The organism is Lentzea sp. NPDC020367, assembly GCF_044387305.1.
Lineage (GTDB): Bacteria > Actinomycetota > Actinomycetes > Mycobacteriales > Pseudonocardiaceae > Lentzea.
Window position 1 is genome coordinate 19253 of record NZ_JBIRVV010000009.1, and the last position, 20105, is coordinate 39357.

Consider the following 20105-nt stretch of genomic DNA (forward strand, 5'->3'; position numbering starts at 1 on the left):
TTCGCGTTCAACCGGCGAGGAACGCCCGCACCCGTTCCAGGTGATCCACGCCGATCCCCTTGCGCGGGTCGACCGGCACCAGCAGCGTGTCCGGCCTGCTCGACGCCCACTCCTGGTCGCGTGCCTGGAAGTCGTCGTCCAGCCACGCGAGCGGACGCGTCCCCGCCCACTCGGTGATCGCGGGAACCTTGCCGTGGTGGCCGTCCTGGTGGTCCGCGCCGCGCCCGCCGAAGTCGATCCACTCCAGCTCGGGCAGTCCGATGCGCGGCCCGATGAACTCGTTCGCCTCGTGCTCCCACGTCGTCGCCCACACCAGATCCGCGTCGGCGGCCGCGGCGAGCGAGAGCAGCCACGGGCCGTGTGACGGGTCCAGCCACACGCGCAGAGGCCGGAAGAAACCGTACGGACGGATTCGATGCGTGGTGTAGCCGGCGGGGCGTCGGGTCGGCTTCGCCATGAACGGGTTCAGCGGGCCGTCGACGTCCAGGAGGATCGCAGGACGCGAGAACATGACCTGATCGAAACATCCGAACGGCTAATGATCCGGCGATTCATCCCGATACGTGACACATGACTGTCACGGACATCGCGACGTGGGGCACGGCGGACCACGTGCGGGCCGCGCTGGAACGTCAGCTCGAAGGCGCGCTGGTAGAGGTTCCCCACGACGACGATTCACCCCGCTGGGCGTTCAGCGAGGCACTGCGCAGATCGTTGATGCTGCGCCAGAAGAACCCGTTCGAGGTCGTCGCCATCGGCCTGCCGGACCTGCTGCGTTACCGGGACCTGGTGGCGGGCTCCGAGGTGACGTTGCGCGCGACGAACATCGACGCCTACTTCATCCGCGAGGACGGCAGCGCGGAGCAGTACGTGCCCGAAACGGAGTGAAGCCCCGGCTCCGTCGAGAGAGCCGGGGCTTCAGCACCACCACACACTAGGCAGGCACGGAAGCCACGCCCGGTGCCAGGAAACGCTTGCCCGTGACCTTCTCCGAGATGCCGGTGCGGTCCAGGTACGGCGTGATGCCGCCCAGCCAGAACGGCCACCCGGCGCCCAGGAGCATGCACAGGTCGATGTCCTGTGCCTCCGCGACCACGCCCTCGTCGAGCATGATCCGGATCTCCTCGGCCAGCGCCTCCAGCGCGCGGGACTTCACCTCGTCACCGGTCAGCGGTGAGGAGCCGAACTCCCACAGGGCCTGGACCTCGGGGTCGACGGTCTGCTTGCCCTGCGCGTCCCACTGCCAGACAGCGCCCTTGCCGGCGGCGACGAACTTCTTCATGTTCTCCGACACCGAGAAGCGGTCCGGGAACGCGCCGTGCATCGTCTCCGACACGTGCAGCGCGACGGCGGAACCGACCAGCTGCAGCAGGATCATCGGCGACATCGGCAGGCCCAGCGGCTCGGTGGCCTTGTCGGCGACCTCGAACGACGTGCCCTCGTCGACCGACTTGATGACCTCGCCCATGAAGCGGGTCAGCAGGCGGTTCACGACGAACGCGGGCGCGTCCTTCACGAGCACCGAGGACTTCTTGAGCTGCTTGCCGATCGAGAACGCCGTCGCCAGAGTGGCGTCGTCGGTCTGCTCGGCGCGCACGATCTCCAGCAGCGGCATGACCGCGACCGGGTTGAAGAAGTGGAAGCCCACGACCCGCTCGGGGTGCTTGAGCTTCGACGCCATGTCCGTGATGGACAGCGACGACGTGTTCGTGGCCAGGATCGCCTCGGCGGAGACGTGCTCCTCGACCTCGGCGAACACCTGCTGCTTGACGGCGAGATCCTCGAACACGGCCTCGATCACGAAGTCGGCGTCGGAGAACGCGCTCTTGTCGAGCGAGCCGGAGACCAGCGCCTTGAGGCGGTTCGCCTCGTCCGGCGAGATCCGCTTCTTGCCCGCCAGCTTGTCGATCTCGCTGTGGACGTAGCCGACGCCCTTGTCCACGCGCGTCTGGTCGATGTCGGTCAGCACGACCGGCACGTGCAGGCGGCGGATGAACAGCAGCGCCATCTGCGAGGCCATCAGGCCCGCGCCGACGACACCGACCTTGGTGACCTTGCGCGCCAACGACTTGTCCGGCGCGCCGGCCGGCCGCTTCGCGCGCTTCTGCACCAGGTTGAACGAGTACAGGCCCGCGCGCAGCTCGTCGCTCATGACGAGGTCCGCGAGGCCCTCGGTCTCGGCGGCGTAGCCCTTCTCGAGGTCGTTCTCGCGCGCCAGCTCCAGCAGCTCCAGCGCCTTCAACGCGCCGGGCGCCGCACCCTTGGTCTTGCCGTGCACGATGCCCTTGGCCCGCGCGACGGCGGCGTCCCACGCCTCACCGCGGTCGATCTCCTTGCGCGGCACCGTGATCTCGCCGCGCACGACGCCGGACAGCCAGAGCAGCGACTGCTCCAGGTAGTCGGCGGAGTCGAACAGCACGTCCGCGATGCCCAGGCCCAGCGCGTCCTTCGGCTTGAGCATCTTGTTCTGGTTCAACGCGTTCTCGAAGATCACCGTCACGGCGTCGTTGGCGCCGATCAGGTTCGGCAGCAACTGCGTGCCGCCCCAGCCCGGGAACAGGCCCAGGAACACCTCGGGCAGCGCGATCGCGGCCGCGTTCGACGCCAGCGTGCGGTAGTGGCACGACAGCGCGAGCTCCAGGCCACCGCCCATGACCGCGCCGTTGACGAAGGCGAAGGTCGGGATGTCCGAGTCGGTGAACTTCTTGAAGACCTCGTGGCCCAGCTTGCCGATCGTGACGCCCTGCGAACGGTCCGTCGCCTGCTCCACGGCCGTCAGGTCCGCGCCCACGGCGAAGATGAACGGCTTGCCGGTGACGGCGATGGCGGCCGGAGAAGCCGCGTAGGCCTCGTCGAACGCCGCGCCGAGCGACACCAGCGACTGCGGGCCGAACGTCGACGGACGGGTGTGGTCCAGGCCGTTGTCGATCGTGATGAACGCGACCGGCTTGTCCAGGCCGGGCACGCTGATCAGACGCGTCTTGGCGTGGGTGACGACCTCGTCGGGGAAGATCGCCTTTGCTTCCTCAGCGGTGATGGTCACTTGCCACTCCAGTTCGGGTTCTCCCAGATGACGGTCCCGCCCATGCCGATGCCGATGCACATGGTGGTGAGGCCGTAGCGCACGTCCGGACGCTCGGCGAACTGACGCGACAGCTGCGTCATCAGACGCACGCCGCTGGACGCCAGCGGGTGGCCGGTCGCGATCGCGCCGCCCCACTGGTTCACGCGGGCGTCGTCGTCGGCGATGCCGAAGTGGTCGAGGAACGCGAGCACCTGGATCGCGAACGCCTCGTTGACCTCGAACAGGCCGATGTCCTCAATGGACAGACCGGCGCGCTGGAGAGCCTTCTCGGTGGCGGGAACCGGGCCGATGCCCATGACCTCGGGCTCGACACCCAGGAACGAGTAGCCGACCATCCGCATGCCGACGGGCAGGCCGAGCTCGCGCGCGGTCTCCTCCTCGGCGAGGATGCAGCCGGTCGCGCCGTCGTTCAGGCCGGCCGCGTTGCCCGCGGTGATCCGGCCGTGCGGGCGGAACGGCGTCTTGAGCTTGCCCAGGTCCTCGACCGTGGTGCCCGGACGCGGCGGCTCGTCGGCCGTCGCGAGGCCCCAGCCGTTCTCCGCGGAGCGGGTCGCGACGGGCACGAGCTCCGGCCCGATCTTGCCGTTCTTGAGCGCGTCGGCGTACTTGGCCTGGGAAGCGGCCGCGTAGGCGTCGGTGCGGTCCTTGGTGATGTGCGGGAACCGGTCGTGCAGGTTCTCCGCGGTCTGGCCCATCACGAGCGCGCTGGTGTCGACGATCCGGTCCGACAGGAAGCGCGGGTTCGGGTCGACGCCCTCACCCATCGGGTGTCGGCCCATGTGCTCGACACCGCCCGCGATGGCGATGTCGTAGGCGCCGAACGCGATGCCGCTCGCGGCCGTGGTCACGGCGGTCATCGCGCCCGCGCACATGCGGTCGATCGAGTAACCGGGCACCGACTTCGGCAGGCCCGCGAGCAGTGCGGCGGTGCGGCCGAGCGTCAGGCCCTGGTCGCCGATCTGCGTCGTGGCCGCGATCGCGACCTCGTCGACGCGCTCCGGCGGCAGCTCGGGGTGCCTGCGCAGCAGCTCACGGATGACCTTCACGATGAGGTCGTCTGCACGTGTCTCGGCGAAAATCCCCTTGGGGCCGGCCTTGCCGAACGGCGTGCGGACGCCGTCGACGAAGACCACGTTCCGAACGCGTGCCGGCGCTGCTGGTGCGGCCACGGCGTCTCCTCCACTTGTGGTGACAACTCTGTCCACTACCGGCGGGACTGCGCGACATCCCTACCGGTCGGTAACGCCAACTCTAACCCTAGTTACTGGTGAGTAACCACTGCGGTGCCCCTGTTCGTTGTGTCACACACCTTGCGCACGATCAGGAACAGCGGCAACCCGACCGGGGCCACCAGGATCGTGATCACCAGAACGGGTGCCATGACCAGCGGAGGGACGTTCAGCCGGCGCCCCTCGAGGTACATCCAGCGTCCGACGAACAGGTCCCACGCGAGCATGTGCGCCCACACCAGTGCGGTGCCGGCGGGGGTGGCCAGGTACTCCGCCAGCGGGCCGAGCTCGGGCCGGGTGACCAGTGGCAGCACCGTGGTCAACTCCGGGACCAGCAACACGATGTAGATCAAGGCCGGCGGCAGCACGATCAGGTACGACTCGGCGATCCTCTTCGTCCACGACCACTTCGGCGCGAAGATCATGAGCGCCCAGAACGGCGCTGCTACCAGGAACGTCAGTTCGAACAGGGTGGCGGTCATGCGTTCACGAGCTCCTTCTTCGGTGCGCGCGCCCACACCACACCGAGTGCGGTCGCGACGATGATTCCGGCCAGCGCGAGCAGGGTCGTGCTGTCGGGCTGGACCAGGGACTGGCCGCGCAGCGCCTGCCAGGTCACGAGCAGGAAGATCCCCAGGAACGATCCGCTCGCGACCCAGGCGAGCTTCGCGTTGGCGCGGTCGCCGAGCAGCGCGATGAGCACCGGCAGCACCTGCAGCGCGTGCATGCCCACGAAGTGCCCGACCCGCAGGTCGCCGTGCTCGGTGCTCCACCCGGTGATCGCCATGTAGGCGCCGCCGTCGGGCGCGCCGACCGTGTGCGCGCCGAGAGTGCCGCCGTCGAGGGCCTGGCCGGGCTTCGGCTGCGTCATGAGGAACCCGACGCCGAGGCCCAGGAACGAGATGAGCAGCCCGAGCCGGATCGACCACGACAGAGCCTCGTTCTCGATCTTCGTGCGCCACAGCAGCACGGCGACGATCGCGTGCGTCACCCACAGCACGACGATCGTGGAGCCCATGATCGAGAACAGCGCCGTGTCGAGCGGCGTCTCGAAGTTGAAGTGACTGCGCTTGCCGCGCACGACCTGGCCGACGATCACGACCATCTCCAGCGCGCCGGCCGTCGCCAGGATCGTGCCCGCCCACCAGCCGACGCGCTGGAACCTCTTCAGGTACGTGAGCAGCCACGCCAGCGTGAACGCGTAGATCGCCAGCGACACGGCGAACTTGAGCGGCTTGAGCCAGATCGGCGAGTTGACCAGCGTCCGGTCGTCGATCAGCAGCCCGAGGAGCGCGATCGGGATCAGCACGACCATCAGTCCGCCGAAGACCACTAACGGCCGGTGCCACGTGCGAAGCATCTCTATACCCCCTGAATGGATAGCGGCACTCTCTACTATCCGGAAGCTACACTATCCATATGCGTGTTGGCGAGCTTTCGAAGAGAAGCGGCGTTCCGGTGCCGACGATCAAGTACTACCTGCGCGAGGGACTGCTGCCCGCCGGCGTGCTGACCAGCCCGAACCAGGCCCACTACGACGAGGAGCACCTGCGCAGACTCCGGCTGGTGCGTGCCCTTGTGGACGTCGGCGGGCTCTCCATCGCGTTGGTGCGGGAGGTCCTCGCGGCCATCGACACCCGCGACGAGTCGCTGCACAACAAGCTCGGCGCCGTGCAAGAAGCCATCAGCCAGCCGAGCGCGGTCGAGCTCGACCCGCTCGCGGTCAAGGACGTCCAGGCCTTCTTCGCGCGGCAGGGCGAGACCGAGTGCGCCGACGTCACCGAGAGCAACGTGACCCACATGCTCGCCGCGGCCCTGTCCGTGGCCCGCTTGATCGGACACGACCACTTCCACGACCTGCTCGACCCCTACCTGGAGGGGCTGAAGATCATCGCGCAGGCCGACGTCGACTACATCGCCGGACGCGGCTCGCGCGACGACGTCATCGAGGCGATGGTCGTCGGCACCCTCATCGGCGACACCGTTCTCAAGGCCGTCCGGCGGCTCGCCCACGCCCAGGTGTCGCGCGCCGTGATCGGCGACGGACCCGTCGGCCCAGCGTCCCGGAACTGATATATCGGCCGATGTATCAGCTACGCGCCGCCCCCACCTGCGCCTTAGCAATGACTCTTTGGACTTCGTCCGCAAAAGACTCGTTGCAAAGGGCTGGAAGGAAGGTGGTGGCGGGGTGAAAGAGCGGGCGTCCTGCCGGACATGACCTGGGGTGGAGCAGGTGGACGTGGAACCGCGCCAGACGGGTTTCGAGGCCGTCGCGCAGGAGCTGATCGAGCCGCTGCGCCGGTACCTGGCGCGGCGGACCGACGCGGCGACCGCGGACGACGTGCTGTCCGAGACGTTGCTGGTGGCCTGGCGGCGCCGTGCCGACATGCCGGCCGAGCCGCTGGCCTGGGCGTACGCCGTCGCGCGCAACTGTCTCGCCAACGCGGAACGGACGCGGCGCAGACAGGACCGGTTGCTCGTGCGGATCTGGCAGCTCGCCAGACCGCCGGAGCACGCGCCGGCCAGTGACGACCCGGATCCGGGGCTGGCCAGGGCACTCGCGCGGCTGTCCGCCGCGGACGCCGAGCTGATGCGGCTCTGGGCGTGGGAGGAGCTCGGGCCCGCCGAGATCGCACAGGTCGTCGGGATGAGTGCCAACGCGGTCAGCATCCGCCTGCACCGGGCACGCCGGAAGTTGAAGTCCCTGCTGGACGAGCAGGCGGAAGGAGAGCGGCCATGACGGACGACGACCTGCGCGACCGGATGCGCCGTGCCGATCCGGCGGCCTCGTTGCGCCCGCTGCCCGACGACGAGGCACGGCGGCTGGTGGCCGGGGCCGCGCTCGACGTTCCCGTCGCGCCGCGCGTCTCCTCGCGGAGGCTGCCGGTGCTCGTCGGGGCCGCGGCAGTGATCGCGGTGGTCGCCGGGGTGCTCGTGGCGAACAGCGGTGGTTCCGGGCAGGCGCCGAGCCCGGACGTCGCGTTGCCGACCTCGACCCAACCGGGTCTGGAGAACGGTTCCGGGCTGCCCGACAACAGCGGCGGACGGCCCACGACCAGCGGTCAGCCGCGGCCCGGCACCAGCACGTTGCAGACGCCGCCGCCGACCACCACGTCGTCCGACGGCCGCAAGACCACGGTCGCCGTGCTCACGGAGGCGCCGGTGGATCCGGAGGTCCGGTGCCGCAAGCCGGAGGCGGAGGTTCTTCGGGAGCGCGCGCAGATGGCGTTCGAGGCCACCGTGCTGCGGATCGAGGGCAACGTCGTGACGCTGCAGGTGCATCGCGCGTGGACCGGTGAGGCCGACCTCGTCGAGGTGCGGAACACCACCAACTCGCCGGTACTGGCCGGGTTCGAGCCCGAGGCCGGGCGGAAGTACCTCGTCGCGGCGAGCGACCTGCAGGTGATGGGCTGCGGTTACAGCGGACTCGACGAGCCCGAGCTGCGCGCGGTCTACGACGAGGCGTTCCCGAAGCGCTGAACGAAACCGGCGATGCGCCTGGGGGGCGCATCGCCGGTTCGTCGCTACTTCGTCAGGTAGGCGTTGATCACGGTCTGGGTGACCGAATCACCGCCCTTGCCCACGGCCGTGGCCCGCAGCGAGACGCTTCCGCCCTTGGCCGGGTTGAGCACGAACAGCGAGTCGCCGAAGACCAGCGTCCGCTGCCAGGTGGCGCCCTTGTCGTAGGACACCTGCGCGGTCAGCGACTTCGTCTTGCCCTGCACCGTCAGCGGGATCCGCTGGAACCGGTGCGCGGGCAGGGTTCCGTCGAGGCCGAGCTCCGGAGTGAAGCGGACCATCGTCAACGGCACCTGTGTGACGGCCGAGGTCGTGGCCGAGTCGAAGCCCCACGTCGTCGTGACCGAGGTGCTGATCGCCGCGACGCCCGAGCGGTTCGCCGTGGTGGTCAGCTCGTAGCGGCCGCGAGCCTGCGGCAGCGAGAAGAACGTCTCCAGGTCGAGCGGCCGGTCGGTCGAGTCGACCACCTTGCCGCCGAGCTTCAGCACCGTCGACCCCGAGTCCACCACCGACCCGCCGGAGCGGCCCTGCCCGTCGGCGAAGAACGGCAGGCTGCCGTAGAGGACGTCCCCGTCGCGGTAGAGGCCGACGCGGCGTTCGCCTGTCAGCTTCGGGCCGAAGACGCCGGTGTTGAACGTCTTCTTGTAGGTGCGGCCCGGTTTGAACTGCTCGTCGTCCGCGTTCCAGTACGCCTCGGTGCCGTCGGCGTTGTCCTGCTCGAAGCGGAAGCCCCAGGTGTGCTTGGGGGAGTAGAGGTACATCTTCCTGGTGTGCGGCAGGGCGTACCCGAATGCGACGCCGAACAGCGGGCTGTCACCGAGCGCGGCGCTGGCGAACAGGTAGCCGGTGCGGCCCTCGGCGGTGGCGCCCGCCGAGGCCTCGACGGTCACGAGGTCCTTGGACTTCAGCCGCTTGTCGTAGCCCGTCCAGAACTTCGTGAGCGTCGTGGACTGGTCGGCGAGGTGGAACTCCTCGCGGTCGGCGCCGGTGTAGGAGGCGACGACCAGCTCGTTCATCTCGCCGGCCTTGCCCTCCGGACCGACGTGCGCGGTGTTGAGGACGCTGAGCGGCAGGCCCAGCAGGCCGAAGCCGTACTCCATCGACGGCATCTTGTGGCCGACCCTGATGTACGAGTGACGCTCCGTCGGGTTGCCCGGCCAGCCGATGTCGACGGGCTTGGCCTCGCGGGCGTCGAGCGTGATCGTCGTGTCGGCACCGACCTCGATGTTCGTGCCGTTGAACCAGTTGTACTCCGCGTTCGGCTGCTCCGGCGAGACCCACTGGCGGCCGGTCAGCAGGTAGCGGCCCTTCGGCACGCGCAGGGACTCGAGGCCGGTGCCGAGGCCGACGTAGTCGCCCTGCGCGTCGCCGGTGACGCCCTGCAACTCCGCGCGCCAGTCCGCGGCGGGCTTGCCGTCGCTGCCGATCGCCTTGACCGTGACGGTGTAGCGCTCGGGTTCACGCGTCACGGCCGCAGGAGTCACCACGGACTGGCCGCCGCCGCTCGCGTTGATGTACGCGCTGAACGTGCCGGACGCGTCGCCACCGATCTTGGTGTCGGCGGTCAGCGTGGTGGTGGCCGTGCCGTGCGCGGGCACGGTCACAGTGGCGTCCTTGAGCGTGAAGAAGCCCTGCGGCGCCGCCGTGTCGACCTTGAGCGTGAGGGTGACCGGCTGGTCGCCTTCGTTGCGGTAGGCGACATCTCGCGTCATCGGGACGTCGTCGTTGTGCGGCCACAGCGCCGTGCCGAAGGAGACCGAACCGGACGAGACGGTCTGCTTGATCGCCTTGGCGACGTCCGTGCGTCCTGCGCCCTGCTCGAACGGGTTGTGCGCGCCCGGCTTCGCCGACGCCATCAGCGCGGCCTTGATCTGGTCACCGCGCCAGTCCGGGTGCACCTGGGCCAGGATCGCCGCCGCGCCGGTGACGTGCGGGGTCGCCATCGACGTGCCGCTCAGCGAGATGTAGCCCTCGGCGGGCTTGGGCATGGTCTCGCCGAGCCTGCCCGCCGCCGCGGCGCCGATGCCCACACCGGGTGCGGTGATGTCCGGCTTGATCGCGCCGTCACCCTCGCGCGGACCGGTGCTGGAGAAGCTCGCGAGCTTGTCGTCGCGATCCACGGCACCGACGGTGAGCGCGGCGTCCGCGCTTCCGGGGGAACCGACGGAGTTCGGGCCGAAGTTGCCCGACGCGATGACGAACAGCGTGCCGGTCTCCTGCGAGAGCCTGTTGATCAGGATCTCCATCGGGTCCAGCAACGGGCCGTCCTCGCCGCCGAGGCTCATGTTGACGACGTCCGCCTGCTGCTCGACCGCCCACTCGATGCCCGCGAGGATCCCGGACTCGTAACCGGACCCGTCGTCACCGAGCACCTTGCCGTCGAGGATGCGCGCGCCGGGAGCCACGCCCTTGAACTTCCCGCCGGACTTCGCCCCGGTGCCGGCCGCGATCGACGCGACGTGCGTGCCGTGGCCGACGCGGTCCTGGTTGTCGGGGGAGTCGGTGAAGTTCTTCTCCGCGACCTCCTGCGTGGCGAGGTCCGGATGCGTGTTGTCGACACCGGTGTCCAGCACGGCGATCTTCACGCCCTTGCCGTCGAACCCGGCCTGCCACGCCTGCGGAGCCCCGATCTGGGCGGTGCTGCGGTCGAGCGCGGCCTTGCGCACCGCGTCCAGCCAGATCGTGGGCTTCTGCGCCTGACGGGCGTTGGCCAGCGACTTCCACACGTCCGGCGCGGTCTCGGCGGTCACCGTGACGGCATCCACCCCGATGCGGCTGAACGAGCGCGCACTCCGCAGGCCGGACCCCGCCGACACGAGCACGCCGAGACCCTTGCGCTTGGTGTACTCGGGCCTGCTCAGCAGCGCGAGGTCGAACAGGCGCCGGTCCAGCCGGCCCTCGGTGATCATCGGCTCCACGTCGGCGGGCACGGCGTAGAGGTGCGTGCCGTCCTCTCTCGTGGAGACCATGATGTGCTCGCGACCCGGCGCGGCCTTGAACTGCTGGGGCTTGCCCTTGTCGTCGGTCAGCACCTGGTCACCCGTGATGAGGGTGATCCACTGCTGCCGGTCCGACGCCGGCGCGCTCGTGGTGGCGGCCGTGGTCGCGGCGGCGGGGATGGCGCCGCTCAGGGCTGTGGCCAGCACGAGGCCGGCCACGGCGAGGGGGAGATGAGGTTTCAACGGAGGCCTCTCCTAGGGACGGACAACTCCTCGGCGGCATATGTCCGTCACTCGGCCCCGATATTTCGCAACGGCAACTGTCAACACGCCGGTACAGCTGGATCATGACCGGCCGCCTCCCCTGGGACCCCGACAGCTACCTCGCGCTCGCCCGCCGGGCCTGCTTCGTGTGCGAACTCCTCGTGGCGCCGGTCGACGACCGCGAGCACGTCATCACCGACTTCACGCCCGACGAGTACACGGCGATCGAGAACGTGGTGCATCGGGCGGGCAGCGCCCTCGGTTCGCTGCTGCCCGTCGAGCGGCTCTACGTCCTGTCGCTCGGCAGCCGGCAGGCCAACCGGCACGTCCACTGGCACCTCGCCCCACTGCCGCCGGGGGTGCCTCGCGAAGATCAGCAGATCGCCCTGTTCGAGGCTTCCCGCGGCCACCTCGACCTGCCCGACGACGAGGTCGCGGACCTCGCCCGGAAGCTCGGCGAGCGCATGGCCAACTGATATATCGGCCGATGTGTCAGTTCGAGGCGCCCCGTGACCTGCGCCTTAGCAATGACTCTTTGGACTTCGTCCGCAAATGAGTCATTGCAAGGGGAGGTGGAGGAGCCAGCGGGCCTCGCCGTCGTGGACCTCGTCGGTGGCGGTGAGGCCGGCGGAGGTGGCGACGGCGGCGGAGGCGTGGTGATCGGGATGGATGTGCGCGATCACGGTGTGGACCGGCTGGGTGCGGAGCCAGGTGACGAGGCCTTGGGCCGCCTCGCGGGCGATGCCGCGGCCCTGCCACGAGGTGCCGACGACCCAGGCGATCTCGGCGGTGTGGTCGGCGAGGGTGATCGTGGCTTGGACGGTGCCCGTCAGGCGGTCTTCGTCGCGGAGCCGGATCACCCAGTTCAGCCATCGCACGGCTGGGTCGGGGGAGCCCTCGGCCAGGCGTTCGTAGCGGGCGAGGAGGGCTTCCGGGGAGAGCGGGGTGCCGCCGGTGAAGGTGTGCAGGGCCGGATCGGACAACACCTCCGCCATCTCGGCGGCGTGCTCGGGAAGCAACGGCATCAGGTCCAGGCGGGCGGTGCTGATCAACGCTGAAGGCCCCTTTGCAACGAGTCTTTTGCGGTCGAAGTCCAACGAGTCATTGCTAAGCGGCAGGTCAGGGAGGTGAGGTTGGGGCGATATATCAGTTGGGGCGGTGGTGGCGGTGCAGGAAGGCGGCGACGAGGTCGTCGGTGAACGTGCGGGGGACCGGTGAGCCGGTGACCAGGACGCGGTAGTAGATGGGGCCGACCAGGTGGTCCAGGGCCGCGTCCACGTCGAGGTCGGCGGGGAGTTCGCCGCGGTCGATCGCGCGCTGCAGGGGGAGGCGGTCGCGGTCGCGCTGGTGGCTCAGGTGGTCGTCGCGGAGTCTGGTCGCCAGGTGCGGGTCGTGCTGGGCCTGGCCCATGAGGGCGCGGAACACCGCGCCAGGGTCTGAGTCGGTGAGGAACTCGGCCAGGTTCGCCAGGTGGGTGCGCAGGTCGGTTTCCAGGTTGCCGTGGTCCTGCGGGGTCAGGTGTTGGGCCATGTCCTCGGTGAAGGCTTCGAGCAGCACGTCGACCTTGGACGGCCACCAGCGGTAGATCGTCTGCTTCGCGACGCCGGCGCGGGCGGCTATGCCCTCGATGGTCACGCCGGCGAAGCCGCGTTCGGCCAGCAGGTCGTCGGCCGCCTCCAGGACCGCCTGCCGCGCCTGTTCGCTGCGTCCGTGCCGGTTTCCGCGGTGCGCGGTGCTGCTCTCCATCGGCCACCTCCAGGAGCCGTACCTTAGTCAGGGCTAGTCTAGACGCAACGTTGCGTCTACTCTGGCGGCCATGACCATCACATTGCACGAGCCTCGGGTTCGTTCGGTTCTCGACCGGCTCTTCGACGCTGCCGCGGGTGACGACCACTTCGACGCGCCGTCGTGGGGCGATCTGCGGTCGGCCAGTGCGCAGGAACGCGCTGACGCACTCGCTGGCGTCTACATGCCGATCTCCGCGCGTGGGGGAGATCTTCTCTACGGGCTGGTGCGGGCGAGCCGGCCGGAGACCGTGGTCGAGTTCGGCACGTCGTTCGGCATCTCGACGCTCTACCTGGCGGCCGCGGTCGCCGACAACGGCAAGGGGCACGTGTACGGGACCGAGATGTCGGAGGCGAAGGTCGCCACCGCGCGGAAGAACCTCGACGAGGCGGGGCTCGGTGGGGTCGCGACGATCCTGCCCGGCGACGCCCGTCGCACGCTGGCCGACCTGAAGGGGCCGATCGGGCTGGTGTTGCTCGACGGCTGGAAGGAGCTCTGCCTGCCGGTGTTGCGGGATCTGGAGTCCCGGCTCGCGCCCGGAGCGCTCGTCGTCGCCGACGACATCGACCAGGAGTCGATGGCCGACTACCTCGCCTACGTGCGCGAACCGGCCAACGGGTACGTCAGCGTCGCGTTTCCGGTCGAGGACGGCATGGAGATCAGCTGCCGTGCGTGATCAGATCCCGCACGGCAGCTGATATATCGGATATCAGTCAGCGGGTCCAGGAGGAGTCGCAGGAGGTGCGGGAGGCGCGGGCGGAGGTGCCGTTGCCGCCAGTGCCTTCGTGAGGGCTTCCAGCGTGAGGTCGATCTGCCACGACCGGGCCCCTCCGTCGCGCAGCACGGTGGCCACGGATTCGGGGGAGAGGTCGGCCGGCGGTTGCCAGCAGGTGCGGCGCACCAGGTCGGGCAGCAGCAGGTTCTCCACCGGGAGGGTGTTGGCCTCGGCGATGGTCGCCAGTGCCGCACGGGTCGCGGCCAGGCGGGCCGCGGCGTCCGGGTCCTTGTCCGCCCAGCGGTTGGGCGGGGGTGGGCCGTCGTGCTGGCCCGCAGGTTCCGGGAGCTCCGACTTGGCCAACGCGCCCGCCTTGCGCAGGGCGTTCATCCAGACGCCGGACATGCGGCGCTGGGAGCGGCCGCGGAAGACCGGCAGTGCGAGGAGTTCGGCCTCGTTGGCCGGGTTGCGGGCGGCTGCCTCCATGAGGGCTGAGTCCGGGAGGACTCGGCCTGGGGCTATGTCGCGGTCGCGGGCCACGGTGTCGCGGGCTTCCCAGAGCGAGCGCACGAGGGCCAGTTGCCTCTGGTTGCGCACGCGGTGGATACCGGACGTGCGCCGCCAGGGGTCGGTACGGGGACGCGGCAAAGGCGCCATCCGCACCGCCTCGAACTCTTCGAGCGCCCAGGCGAGTTTGCCCTGGCGCTCAAGCTCGGTTTCGAGAACGTCGCGCAGCTGCACGAGCAGCTCCACGTCGAGAGCGGCATACGTCAGCCAGTCGGCAGGAAGGGGCCGGCGCGACCAGTCGGCCGCGCCGTGCCCCTTCTCGAGCCTAAAACCGAGTAGCCGTTCCACCAGCGTGCCCAGTGCGACACGCTCGAACCCAGCCAGCCTGCCCGCCAGCTCGGTGTCGAACAGCACGCCGGGTCGCAGCCCGAGTTCGGCGAGGCACGGCAGGTCCTGAGACGCCGCGTGCAACACCCACTCAGTGCCATCCAACGCCTGCACCAGTGGATCGAGCCGTCCGCCTAGGGCGATCGGATCGACCAACCATGTGCCGGCGCCTTCCCGGCGCAGTTGCACCAGATAGGCACGCTGTGAGTAGCGGTAGCCCGAGGCTCGCTCGGTGTCCACCGCGACCGGGCCCTTCGCCCCGGCGAGCGCGTCAGCGGCTCGCCGGAGCGCAGCTTGATCGGCGACCACGGGCGGGACCCCATCAGCAGGTTCCGTCAGCGGTACCGGATCTGGTCCGGTTGGTGCGGTTGGCTCGTCGGCGGGTACATCCACAGCGGATGACCCTACGACGATCGCACCACTCACAGGTGTTCTCGGCCGGTTCAGTGCTTCAAACCGGTATCTAACGGATCACGCCGGCACGCATGGCCAGCGCGACCATCTGAGCGCGATCACCGGTGCCCAGCTTCCGGCCGATCCGCGACAGGTGAGACTTCACCGTCAACGCGGACAAGCTCAGAGCCTCGCCGATTTCCTTGTTGCTCTGGCCATCGGCGACCAGCTGGAGCACCTCGACCTCACGTGCGGAGAGTTCCCGCGGCGTGTTGTCCGTGCCCGGCACCCGAGTACCCGCTGCGAGTACTGGTGCCACGCTCGGATCTGCGTAAACGCCACCATCGAGAACCCTGCGCACCCCGTCGGTGACCACCATCGGAGAGGCGGACTTCAGGAGGTACGCCTGGGCGCCCGCCTGGAAGGCCGACCTGACCGCGTAGGGGTCGTCGGAGGATGCGAGGACCACGATGCGGGGCCAGCCCTGAGCACGGAGTTCCGTGACCAGGTCGATGCCGGTGCCATCCGGCAGGCCCAGATCGAGGATCGCGAGGTCGCAAGGACCGGTTGCAAGTGCCCGCGCCCGAGCCTCTGCCACCGATGCGGCCTCATGCACTGTCCCGGCTCCCATTTGGGTGAGCCGAGCTGATATCGCCTCCCTCAGCAGTGGGTGGTCGTCGACCACCAGCACTGAAAAAAGCTCTTCCCGCGGGTGCGGGACCATGTTCGCCGGCAACGAGCCGGCTGGCGTGGTACGAACGGCCTGACCTAAGCCGACGGCAGCCACGTCACTACCTCCCTGGAGTCGGTCGTGCCCCCCGACCGGCACCGGAGACTTTCGTCCAATCAGCCGCGCCACTGATCGACCGAAAGTGGTGTCGTCTGGGGCAGCGTAGCCGCCCATGCGGGTCTACGGGACGATCAATCGGGTATCTATCCCTATTGAGTTGTGACAGATGGCCCCATGTGTCACACGATTGGATGACAACTAGATAGGGGGTGTAACGCGAGCCCCTCTCAGAACGACATCTTGGAGTTGGTTGTGTCTAGTAGTTCTGGTGTCGAGCGAGCGCGGGCCCTGCTGCAGCGTGAGCCCCTCGTCGACGGCCACAACGACCTCCCGTGGGCTCTGCGCGAGTTCGGCGACGGAACGGGCGAGGACGTCTACACGACCGCCGCGAAGATCGATCTCACGGAACGTCATCCCAGCCTGCACACGGACCTCGTGAAAATGCGCGAGGGCGGCCTGGGGATGCAGTTCTGGTCCGTCTGGATTCCGGGCAGGCTGGCGGGTGACGGAGCGGTCACCGCCGTGCTGGAGCAGGTCGAACTGGTCTACGCGCTGGCGGAGCGGTACTCCGGTCACCTGGGCATCGCGACGACCGCCGCCGAAGCTGAAAAAGTTTTCGCCTCCGGGCGTGTCGCCTCCCTCCTCGGGGCCGAGGGTGGACATTCCATCAACTCTTCACTCGGGGTTCTGCGCGCGTTGCGCCGCCTGGGCGTCCGGTACATGACGCTGACCCACAACGACAACACCCCGTGGGCCGACAGCGCCACTGACCAGCCCGAACACGGCGGGCTGACGGAGTTCGGCCGCGACGTCGTGCGCGAGATGAACCGGATCGGCATGCTCGTCGACCTGAGTCACGTCGCGCCCAGCACGATGCACGCCGCGCTGGAGACGAGCGTCAAGCCCGTCATCTTCAGCCACTCGTCGTGCCGCCACGTTGCGGACCACCCGCGCAACATTCCGGACGACGTGCTGGTCAAGTTGAAGGCAAATGGCGGTGTGGCCATGATCACATTCGTGCCGGACTTCGTCTCACCCCGTGTCGCTGAATGGGATGCAGCCCTTCGAGCGGCCATGACGGCCGCCGGCGCGAACCACGCCGACATGGGGGAGCGCAAGGCGTTCGGCGAGAAGTGGATCGTCGAGCACCCGAAGCCGGTCGCGACGCTCGACGACGTCGTGCTGCACCTCGACCACGCCCGCGAGGTCGTCGGCGTCGACCACCTCGGCATCGGTGGCGACTACGACGGAGTCCAGGCGCTGCCGCAGGGCCTGGAAGACGTCTCCACCTATCCGCACCTATTCGGCGCGCTGCTCGACAAGGGCTGGTCCGAGGACGACTGCGCCAAGCTCGCCGGCGCGAACGTCCTGCGAGTGCTGCGGGACGCCGACGCCTAGGGCTGGCGCTGACCGAAGAGAGTGACGCCGACCGGCGGCAGCCCCACGGCCGTCGCCATCAGCTCGTAGAACGCGGTGCCGTGCTCGGCGAGTTCTCCGTCGAGCGCGGTCCACGACGCGCGCAGCTCCAGATCATCGGTGCGCGCGGGGCCGGCGATGTCGCCGAACCGGGCCGACGACGTCTGCGTGACGGTCCCGCCCAGCGCGGTGAACCCGGCCCCGGACTGCTCCAGCGCCTCGGTCAGCCACGACCACCCGACCTCGGGCAGCAGGGGATCGGACGCGAGCTCGTGATCGAGCTCGACGCGCACGTACGCCACGACGCGCAGGACACCGCCCCACGCCTCGTCGCCGTCCGGATCGTGCAGCAGCACGAGCCTTCCGGTCGACAGTTCGTCCGACGGGCCGGTGACCTCAGCCGTCAGCGCGTACGCCCACGGAGCGAGCCGCTGCGGTGGGCGAACTTCGGTGAGTTCGATCTCGGGCCTGTGGCGAACCGACTTGAGCGTCCCCACCGCCCGGCGGAAGATTTCCGGCTCGGTCACACAACTGACTGTATGCCTCGCAATCCGGCCGAGTGACGGCGGCACGCCGGGACGTGGGACCATGAAAGAGATATGACTTCCACGGCACCCCTCCTCGTGGCCGCTCATGGCGGCACCCCGTCGCACACCCCTGTCTGGTTCATGAGGCAGGCGGGACGGTCGCTGCCCGAGTACCGGGCACTCCGCCAGGGCACCGTCATGCTCGACGCGTGCATGGACCCCGAGATGGTCTGCGAGATCACCATGCAGCCCGTCCGGCGGCACGGTGTCGACGGCGCGATCCTCTTCTCCGACATCGTGGTGCCGCTCAAGGCCGCCGGTGTCGACCTCGACATCGTCGCGGGCACCGGTCCCGTCGTCGCGCACCCGGTCAGGACGCTCGACGACGTCAAGGCCCTGCCCGAGCTGCACGCCGAGCAGGTCCAGCCGGTCGCGGACGCGATCGGGTTGCTGCTCAAGGAACTCCCGCAGGACGTCGCGCTGATCGGCTTCGCGGGAGCGCCGTTCACGCTGGCCTCGTATCTCGTGGAGGGCGGGCCGAGCAAGAACCACGAGCGCACCAAGGCGCTCATGCACGGCAACCCCGAGCTGTGGCACGCGCTGCTGGCCAGGATCGCCGACGTCACGACGGCGTTCCTGCACGCCCAGCTCGACGCGGGCGTCCAGGCGGTCCAGCTGTTCGACTCGTGGGCGGGCGCGCTGTCCGAGCGCGACTACCGCGAGTTCGTTCTGCCGCACTCGAAGCGCGTCCTGGAGACGATCACGACGGTGCCGCGCATCCACTTCGGCGTCGGCACCGGTGAACTGCTGCCCGCGATGCGCGAGGCCGGCGCGGACGTCGTCGGCGTCGACTGGCGCATCCCTCTGGACGTGGCGGTCGAGCGTCTTGAGAAGGCCGCGCCCGAACTGCCGAAGCCGGTGGTGCAGGGCAACCTCGACCCGGCGCTGTTCTTCGCGGGCTTCGAGGCCGTCGAACGCGAGGTGCGTCGCATCCACGCCGAGGGCAAGGCCGCGGCGGGCCACATCTTCAACCTCGGCCACGGCGTGCTGCCCGACACCGATCCGGAGATCATCACCCGGACCGTCGAACTGATCCACAGCTTGTAATGCACGCCAGAGCGCCGCACGTCGCAGTCGTCGGGGGAGGCATCTCCGGCCTGGCCGCCGCGCACCGGTTGCGGATGCTGCTCGGCCCGCAGGCCAGGATCACGGTGATCGAGCAGTCCGACCGGCTCGGCGGCAAGCTGCGCACGACCGAGCTCGCGGGTGTGCGGTTCGACGTGGGCGCCGAGGCGTTCCTGCACCGCAAGCCCGAGGCGCAGGAGCTGATCAACGAGGTCGGGCTCGCCGACCACGTCGTGCACCCGACGGCCGCGAAGGCGAGCGTGCACGCGGCCGGGCGCACGCACCAGCTGCCTGCGCACACGTTCATGGGCGTTCCGGCCAGCGTCGAGACCGTCCGGCACATGCTGTCGTCCGAGGGCGCGCTGCGCGTCGAGATGGAACCGACGCTGCCACCGATCGAGCTCAGGGGCGGCGACGTCGCCGTCGGCACGCTGATGAAGGAGCGGTTCGGCCCCGAGGTCGGCGACCGCCTGGTCAGTCCGCTGCTGGGCGGCGTCTACGCGGGCCGTGCGGACGAGCTGGGCCTGCGCGCCACGATGCCGCAGATCGCGACGCTGCTGGACAAGGGCGTCGGCTCGCTGCTCGCGGCCGCCGCGACGATGATGCCCGCCCCGCCGCAGGCCCGTTCCGCACGGCCGCCGGTGTTCGCGTCGCTGAGCAACGGCGTCTCGTCGCTCGTCGACCGGCTCGCCGAGGTCGCGAAGCCCGAGGTCAGGCTCGGCCTGCCGGTCAGGGTGCTGTCGTGGCTCGGCGCCGGCTGGCGCCTGGAGATCGGCTCGGCCGCGACCCCGGAGTACCTGGAGTGCGACGGCGTCGTGCTCGCGGTCCCGGCCCCGTCCGCGCGCAAGCTGCTGCACGAGATCGCGCCGCAGGTGTCCGCCGCGTACGGCAAGGTCGAGGTCGCCTCGATGGCCGTGGTCGCACTCGCGCTGCCGCCGGGCACCGAACTGCCGCAGCGCTCCGGCGTCCTGATCGCGGAGGGGGAGCGGTACTCCGACCGCATCACCCCGTTCACCGCCAAGGCGTTCACGTTCTCCAGCCGCAAGTGGGCGCACTACGGCGAACCGGTCATCCTGCGCGGCTCGGTCGGGCGGCACGGCGAGACGGCGCTCCTGCAGCGCAGCGATGCCGACCTGGTCAAGGCCGTGCGCAACGACCTGCACGAACTGACGGGCATCAAGGCCGCGCCGATCGACTACGTGGTCCAGCGCTGGGGTGGCGGGCTGCCGCAGTACGGCGTCGGTCACGTCGACCTGGTGGACACCATCGAACGCGGCATCGCCGACGTGCCGGGCCTGTCCGTAGCGGGCGCGACCCTGCACGGCGTGGGCGTGCCGGCCTGCATCGCGACCGCCGACGCGGCCGCCGCCCGTGTCGCAGCACACCTGCTGGGCCGCGTTCGGCGTTGAGGGGCCCGTGCCAAG

General features: G+C 69.5%; 20 protein-coding genes. 9 read left to right on the top strand and 11 right to left on the bottom strand.

Going from position 1 to position 20105, the window contains the following annotated elements; genetic code table 11:
• Nucleotides 1-7: 7 nt before the first annotated feature.
• Nucleotides 8-511: an HAD domain-containing protein gene (locus ACH413_RS32450; protein ID WP_360046672.1), complete on the bottom strand. Its 504-nt coding sequence runs from the start codon at nt 509-511 to the stop codon at nt 8-10.
• A 59-nt stretch (nt 512-570) separates the two neighbouring features.
• Between ACH413_RS32450 and ACH413_RS32455 the strand changes: the two genes are divergently transcribed.
• Complete coding sequence (locus tag ACH413_RS32455) at nt 571-888, top strand: hypothetical protein (protein ID WP_360046673.1); 318 nt, start codon at nt 571-573, stop codon at nt 886-888.
• Between the two features lie 46 nt (nt 889-934).
• Here the strand turns inward: ACH413_RS32455 and ACH413_RS32460 are convergent, their stop codons facing one another.
• From ACH413_RS32460 to ACH413_RS32475, 4 genes are all read right to left on the bottom strand, one after another.
• A complete protein-coding gene (locus tag ACH413_RS32460) occupies nt 935-3043 on the bottom strand; it encodes a 3-hydroxyacyl-CoA dehydrogenase NAD-binding domain-containing protein (protein ID WP_360046674.1) in 2109 nt (702 codons plus the stop codon).
• Nucleotides 3040-4254, bottom strand: a complete 1215-nt coding sequence (locus ACH413_RS32465) for a thiolase family protein (protein ID WP_360046675.1) — start codon at nt 4252-4254, stop codon at nt 3040-3042. The genes ACH413_RS32460 and ACH413_RS32465 overlap by 4 nt, the downstream gene beginning before the upstream one ends.
• A gap of 92 nt (nt 4255-4346) precedes the next feature.
• Complete coding sequence (locus ACH413_RS32470) at nt 4347-4796, bottom strand: ABA4-like family protein (protein WP_360046676.1); 450 nt, start codon at nt 4794-4796, stop codon at nt 4347-4349.
• A complete protein-coding gene (locus ACH413_RS32475) occupies nt 4793-5674 on the bottom strand; it encodes a hypothetical protein (RefSeq protein WP_360046677.1) in 882 nt (293 codons plus the stop codon). The genes ACH413_RS32470 and ACH413_RS32475 overlap by 4 nt, the downstream gene beginning before the upstream one ends.
• 59 nt (nt 5675-5733) lie before the next feature.
• Between ACH413_RS32475 and ACH413_RS32480 the strand changes: the two genes are divergently transcribed.
• The 3 genes from ACH413_RS32480 to ACH413_RS32490 all read left to right on the top strand — a co-directional run bounded on the left by ACH413_RS32480 (nt 5734) and on the right by ACH413_RS32490 (nt 7794).
• Nucleotides 5734-6387, top strand: a complete 654-nt coding sequence (locus ACH413_RS32480; protein ID WP_360046678.1) for a MerR family transcriptional regulator — start codon at nt 5734-5736, stop codon at nt 6385-6387.
• A gap of 160 nt (nt 6388-6547) precedes the next feature.
• Nucleotides 6548-7054: a sigma-70 family RNA polymerase sigma factor gene (locus tag ACH413_RS32485; RefSeq protein ID WP_360046679.1), complete on the top strand. Its 507-nt coding sequence runs from the start codon at nt 6548-6550 to the stop codon at nt 7052-7054.
• Complete coding sequence (locus tag ACH413_RS32490; RefSeq protein ID WP_360046680.1) at nt 7051-7794, top strand: hypothetical protein; 744 nt, start codon at nt 7051-7053, stop codon at nt 7792-7794. The genes ACH413_RS32485 and ACH413_RS32490 overlap by 4 nt, the downstream gene beginning before the upstream one ends.
• 44 nt (nt 7795-7838) lie before the next feature.
• Here ACH413_RS32490 and ACH413_RS32495 read toward each other — a convergent pair whose 3' ends face one another.
• Nucleotides 7839-11015, bottom strand: a complete 3177-nt coding sequence (locus ACH413_RS32495; RefSeq protein ID WP_360046681.1) for a S8 family serine peptidase — start codon at nt 11013-11015, stop codon at nt 7839-7841.
• 104 nt (nt 11016-11119) lie between these two features.
• On the opposite strand from ACH413_RS32495, the gene ACH413_RS32500 reads away from it, so the two are divergent.
• Nucleotides 11120-11512 (top strand): hypothetical protein, encoded by a 393-nt coding sequence (locus ACH413_RS32500; protein ID WP_360046682.1) that lies wholly within the window; start codon nt 11120-11122, stop codon nt 11510-11512.
• A gap of 81 nt (nt 11513-11593) precedes the next feature.
• Here ACH413_RS32500 and ACH413_RS32505 read toward each other — a convergent pair whose 3' ends face one another.
• Both ACH413_RS32505 and ACH413_RS32510 read right to left on the bottom strand, forming a co-directional pair.
• A complete protein-coding gene (locus tag ACH413_RS32505) occupies nt 11594-12088 on the bottom strand; it encodes a GNAT family N-acetyltransferase (RefSeq protein WP_360046683.1) in 495 nt (164 codons plus the stop codon).
• Between the two features lie 94 nt (nt 12089-12182).
• Complete coding sequence (locus tag ACH413_RS32510) at nt 12183-12782, bottom strand: TetR/AcrR family transcriptional regulator (protein WP_360046684.1); 600 nt, start codon at nt 12780-12782, stop codon at nt 12183-12185.
• Between the two features lie 70 nt (nt 12783-12852).
• Between ACH413_RS32510 and ACH413_RS32515 the strand changes: the two genes are divergently transcribed.
• Nucleotides 12853-13497, top strand: a complete 645-nt coding sequence (locus ACH413_RS32515) for a class I SAM-dependent methyltransferase (protein ID WP_360046685.1) — start codon at nt 12853-12855, stop codon at nt 13495-13497.
• Between the two features lie 33 nt (nt 13498-13530).
• Here the strand turns inward: ACH413_RS32515 and ACH413_RS32520 are convergent, their stop codons facing one another.
• Entirely contained in the window at nt 13531-14823 is a 1293-nt protein-coding gene (locus ACH413_RS32520) for a ribonuclease D (protein WP_360046686.1), read from the bottom strand.
• A gap of 70 nt (nt 14824-14893) precedes the next feature.
• Nucleotides 14894-15547 (bottom strand): response regulator transcription factor, encoded by a 654-nt coding sequence (locus tag ACH413_RS32525; protein ID WP_181320591.1) that lies wholly within the window; start codon nt 15545-15547, stop codon nt 14894-14896.
• A 318-nt stretch (nt 15548-15865) separates the two neighbouring features.
• On the opposite strand from ACH413_RS32525, the gene ACH413_RS32530 reads away from it, so the two are divergent.
• The gene (locus ACH413_RS32530; protein ID WP_360046687.1) at nt 15866-17011 is read left to right on the top strand and encodes a dipeptidase; all 1146 of its coding nucleotides are present in this window, start codon (nt 15866-15868) and stop codon (nt 17009-17011) included.
• On the opposite strand, the gene ACH413_RS32535 is transcribed toward ACH413_RS32530, so the two are convergent.
• The gene (locus ACH413_RS32535; protein ID WP_229905701.1) at nt 17008-17556 is read right to left on the bottom strand and encodes a DUF3000 domain-containing protein; all 549 of its coding nucleotides are present in this window, start codon (nt 17554-17556) and stop codon (nt 17008-17010) included. The two genes, ACH413_RS32530 and ACH413_RS32535, sit on opposite strands and share 4 nt — an antisense overlap.
• Nucleotides 17557-17628: 72 nt before the next feature.
• On the opposite strand from ACH413_RS32535, the gene hemE reads away from it, so the two are divergent.
• Together hemE and hemG are read left to right on the top strand one after the other, a co-directional pair.
• Nucleotides 17629-18663 (top strand): uroporphyrinogen decarboxylase, encoded by a 1035-nt coding sequence (gene hemE / locus ACH413_RS32540; protein ID WP_360046688.1) that lies wholly within the window; start codon nt 17629-17631, stop codon nt 18661-18663.
• Nucleotides 18663-20090 (top strand): protoporphyrinogen oxidase, encoded by a 1428-nt coding sequence (gene hemG, locus ACH413_RS32545; RefSeq protein ID WP_360046689.1) that lies wholly within the window; start codon nt 18663-18665, stop codon nt 20088-20090. The genes hemE and hemG overlap by 1 nt, the downstream gene beginning before the upstream one ends.
• Nucleotides 20091-20105: the final 15 nt, after the last annotated feature.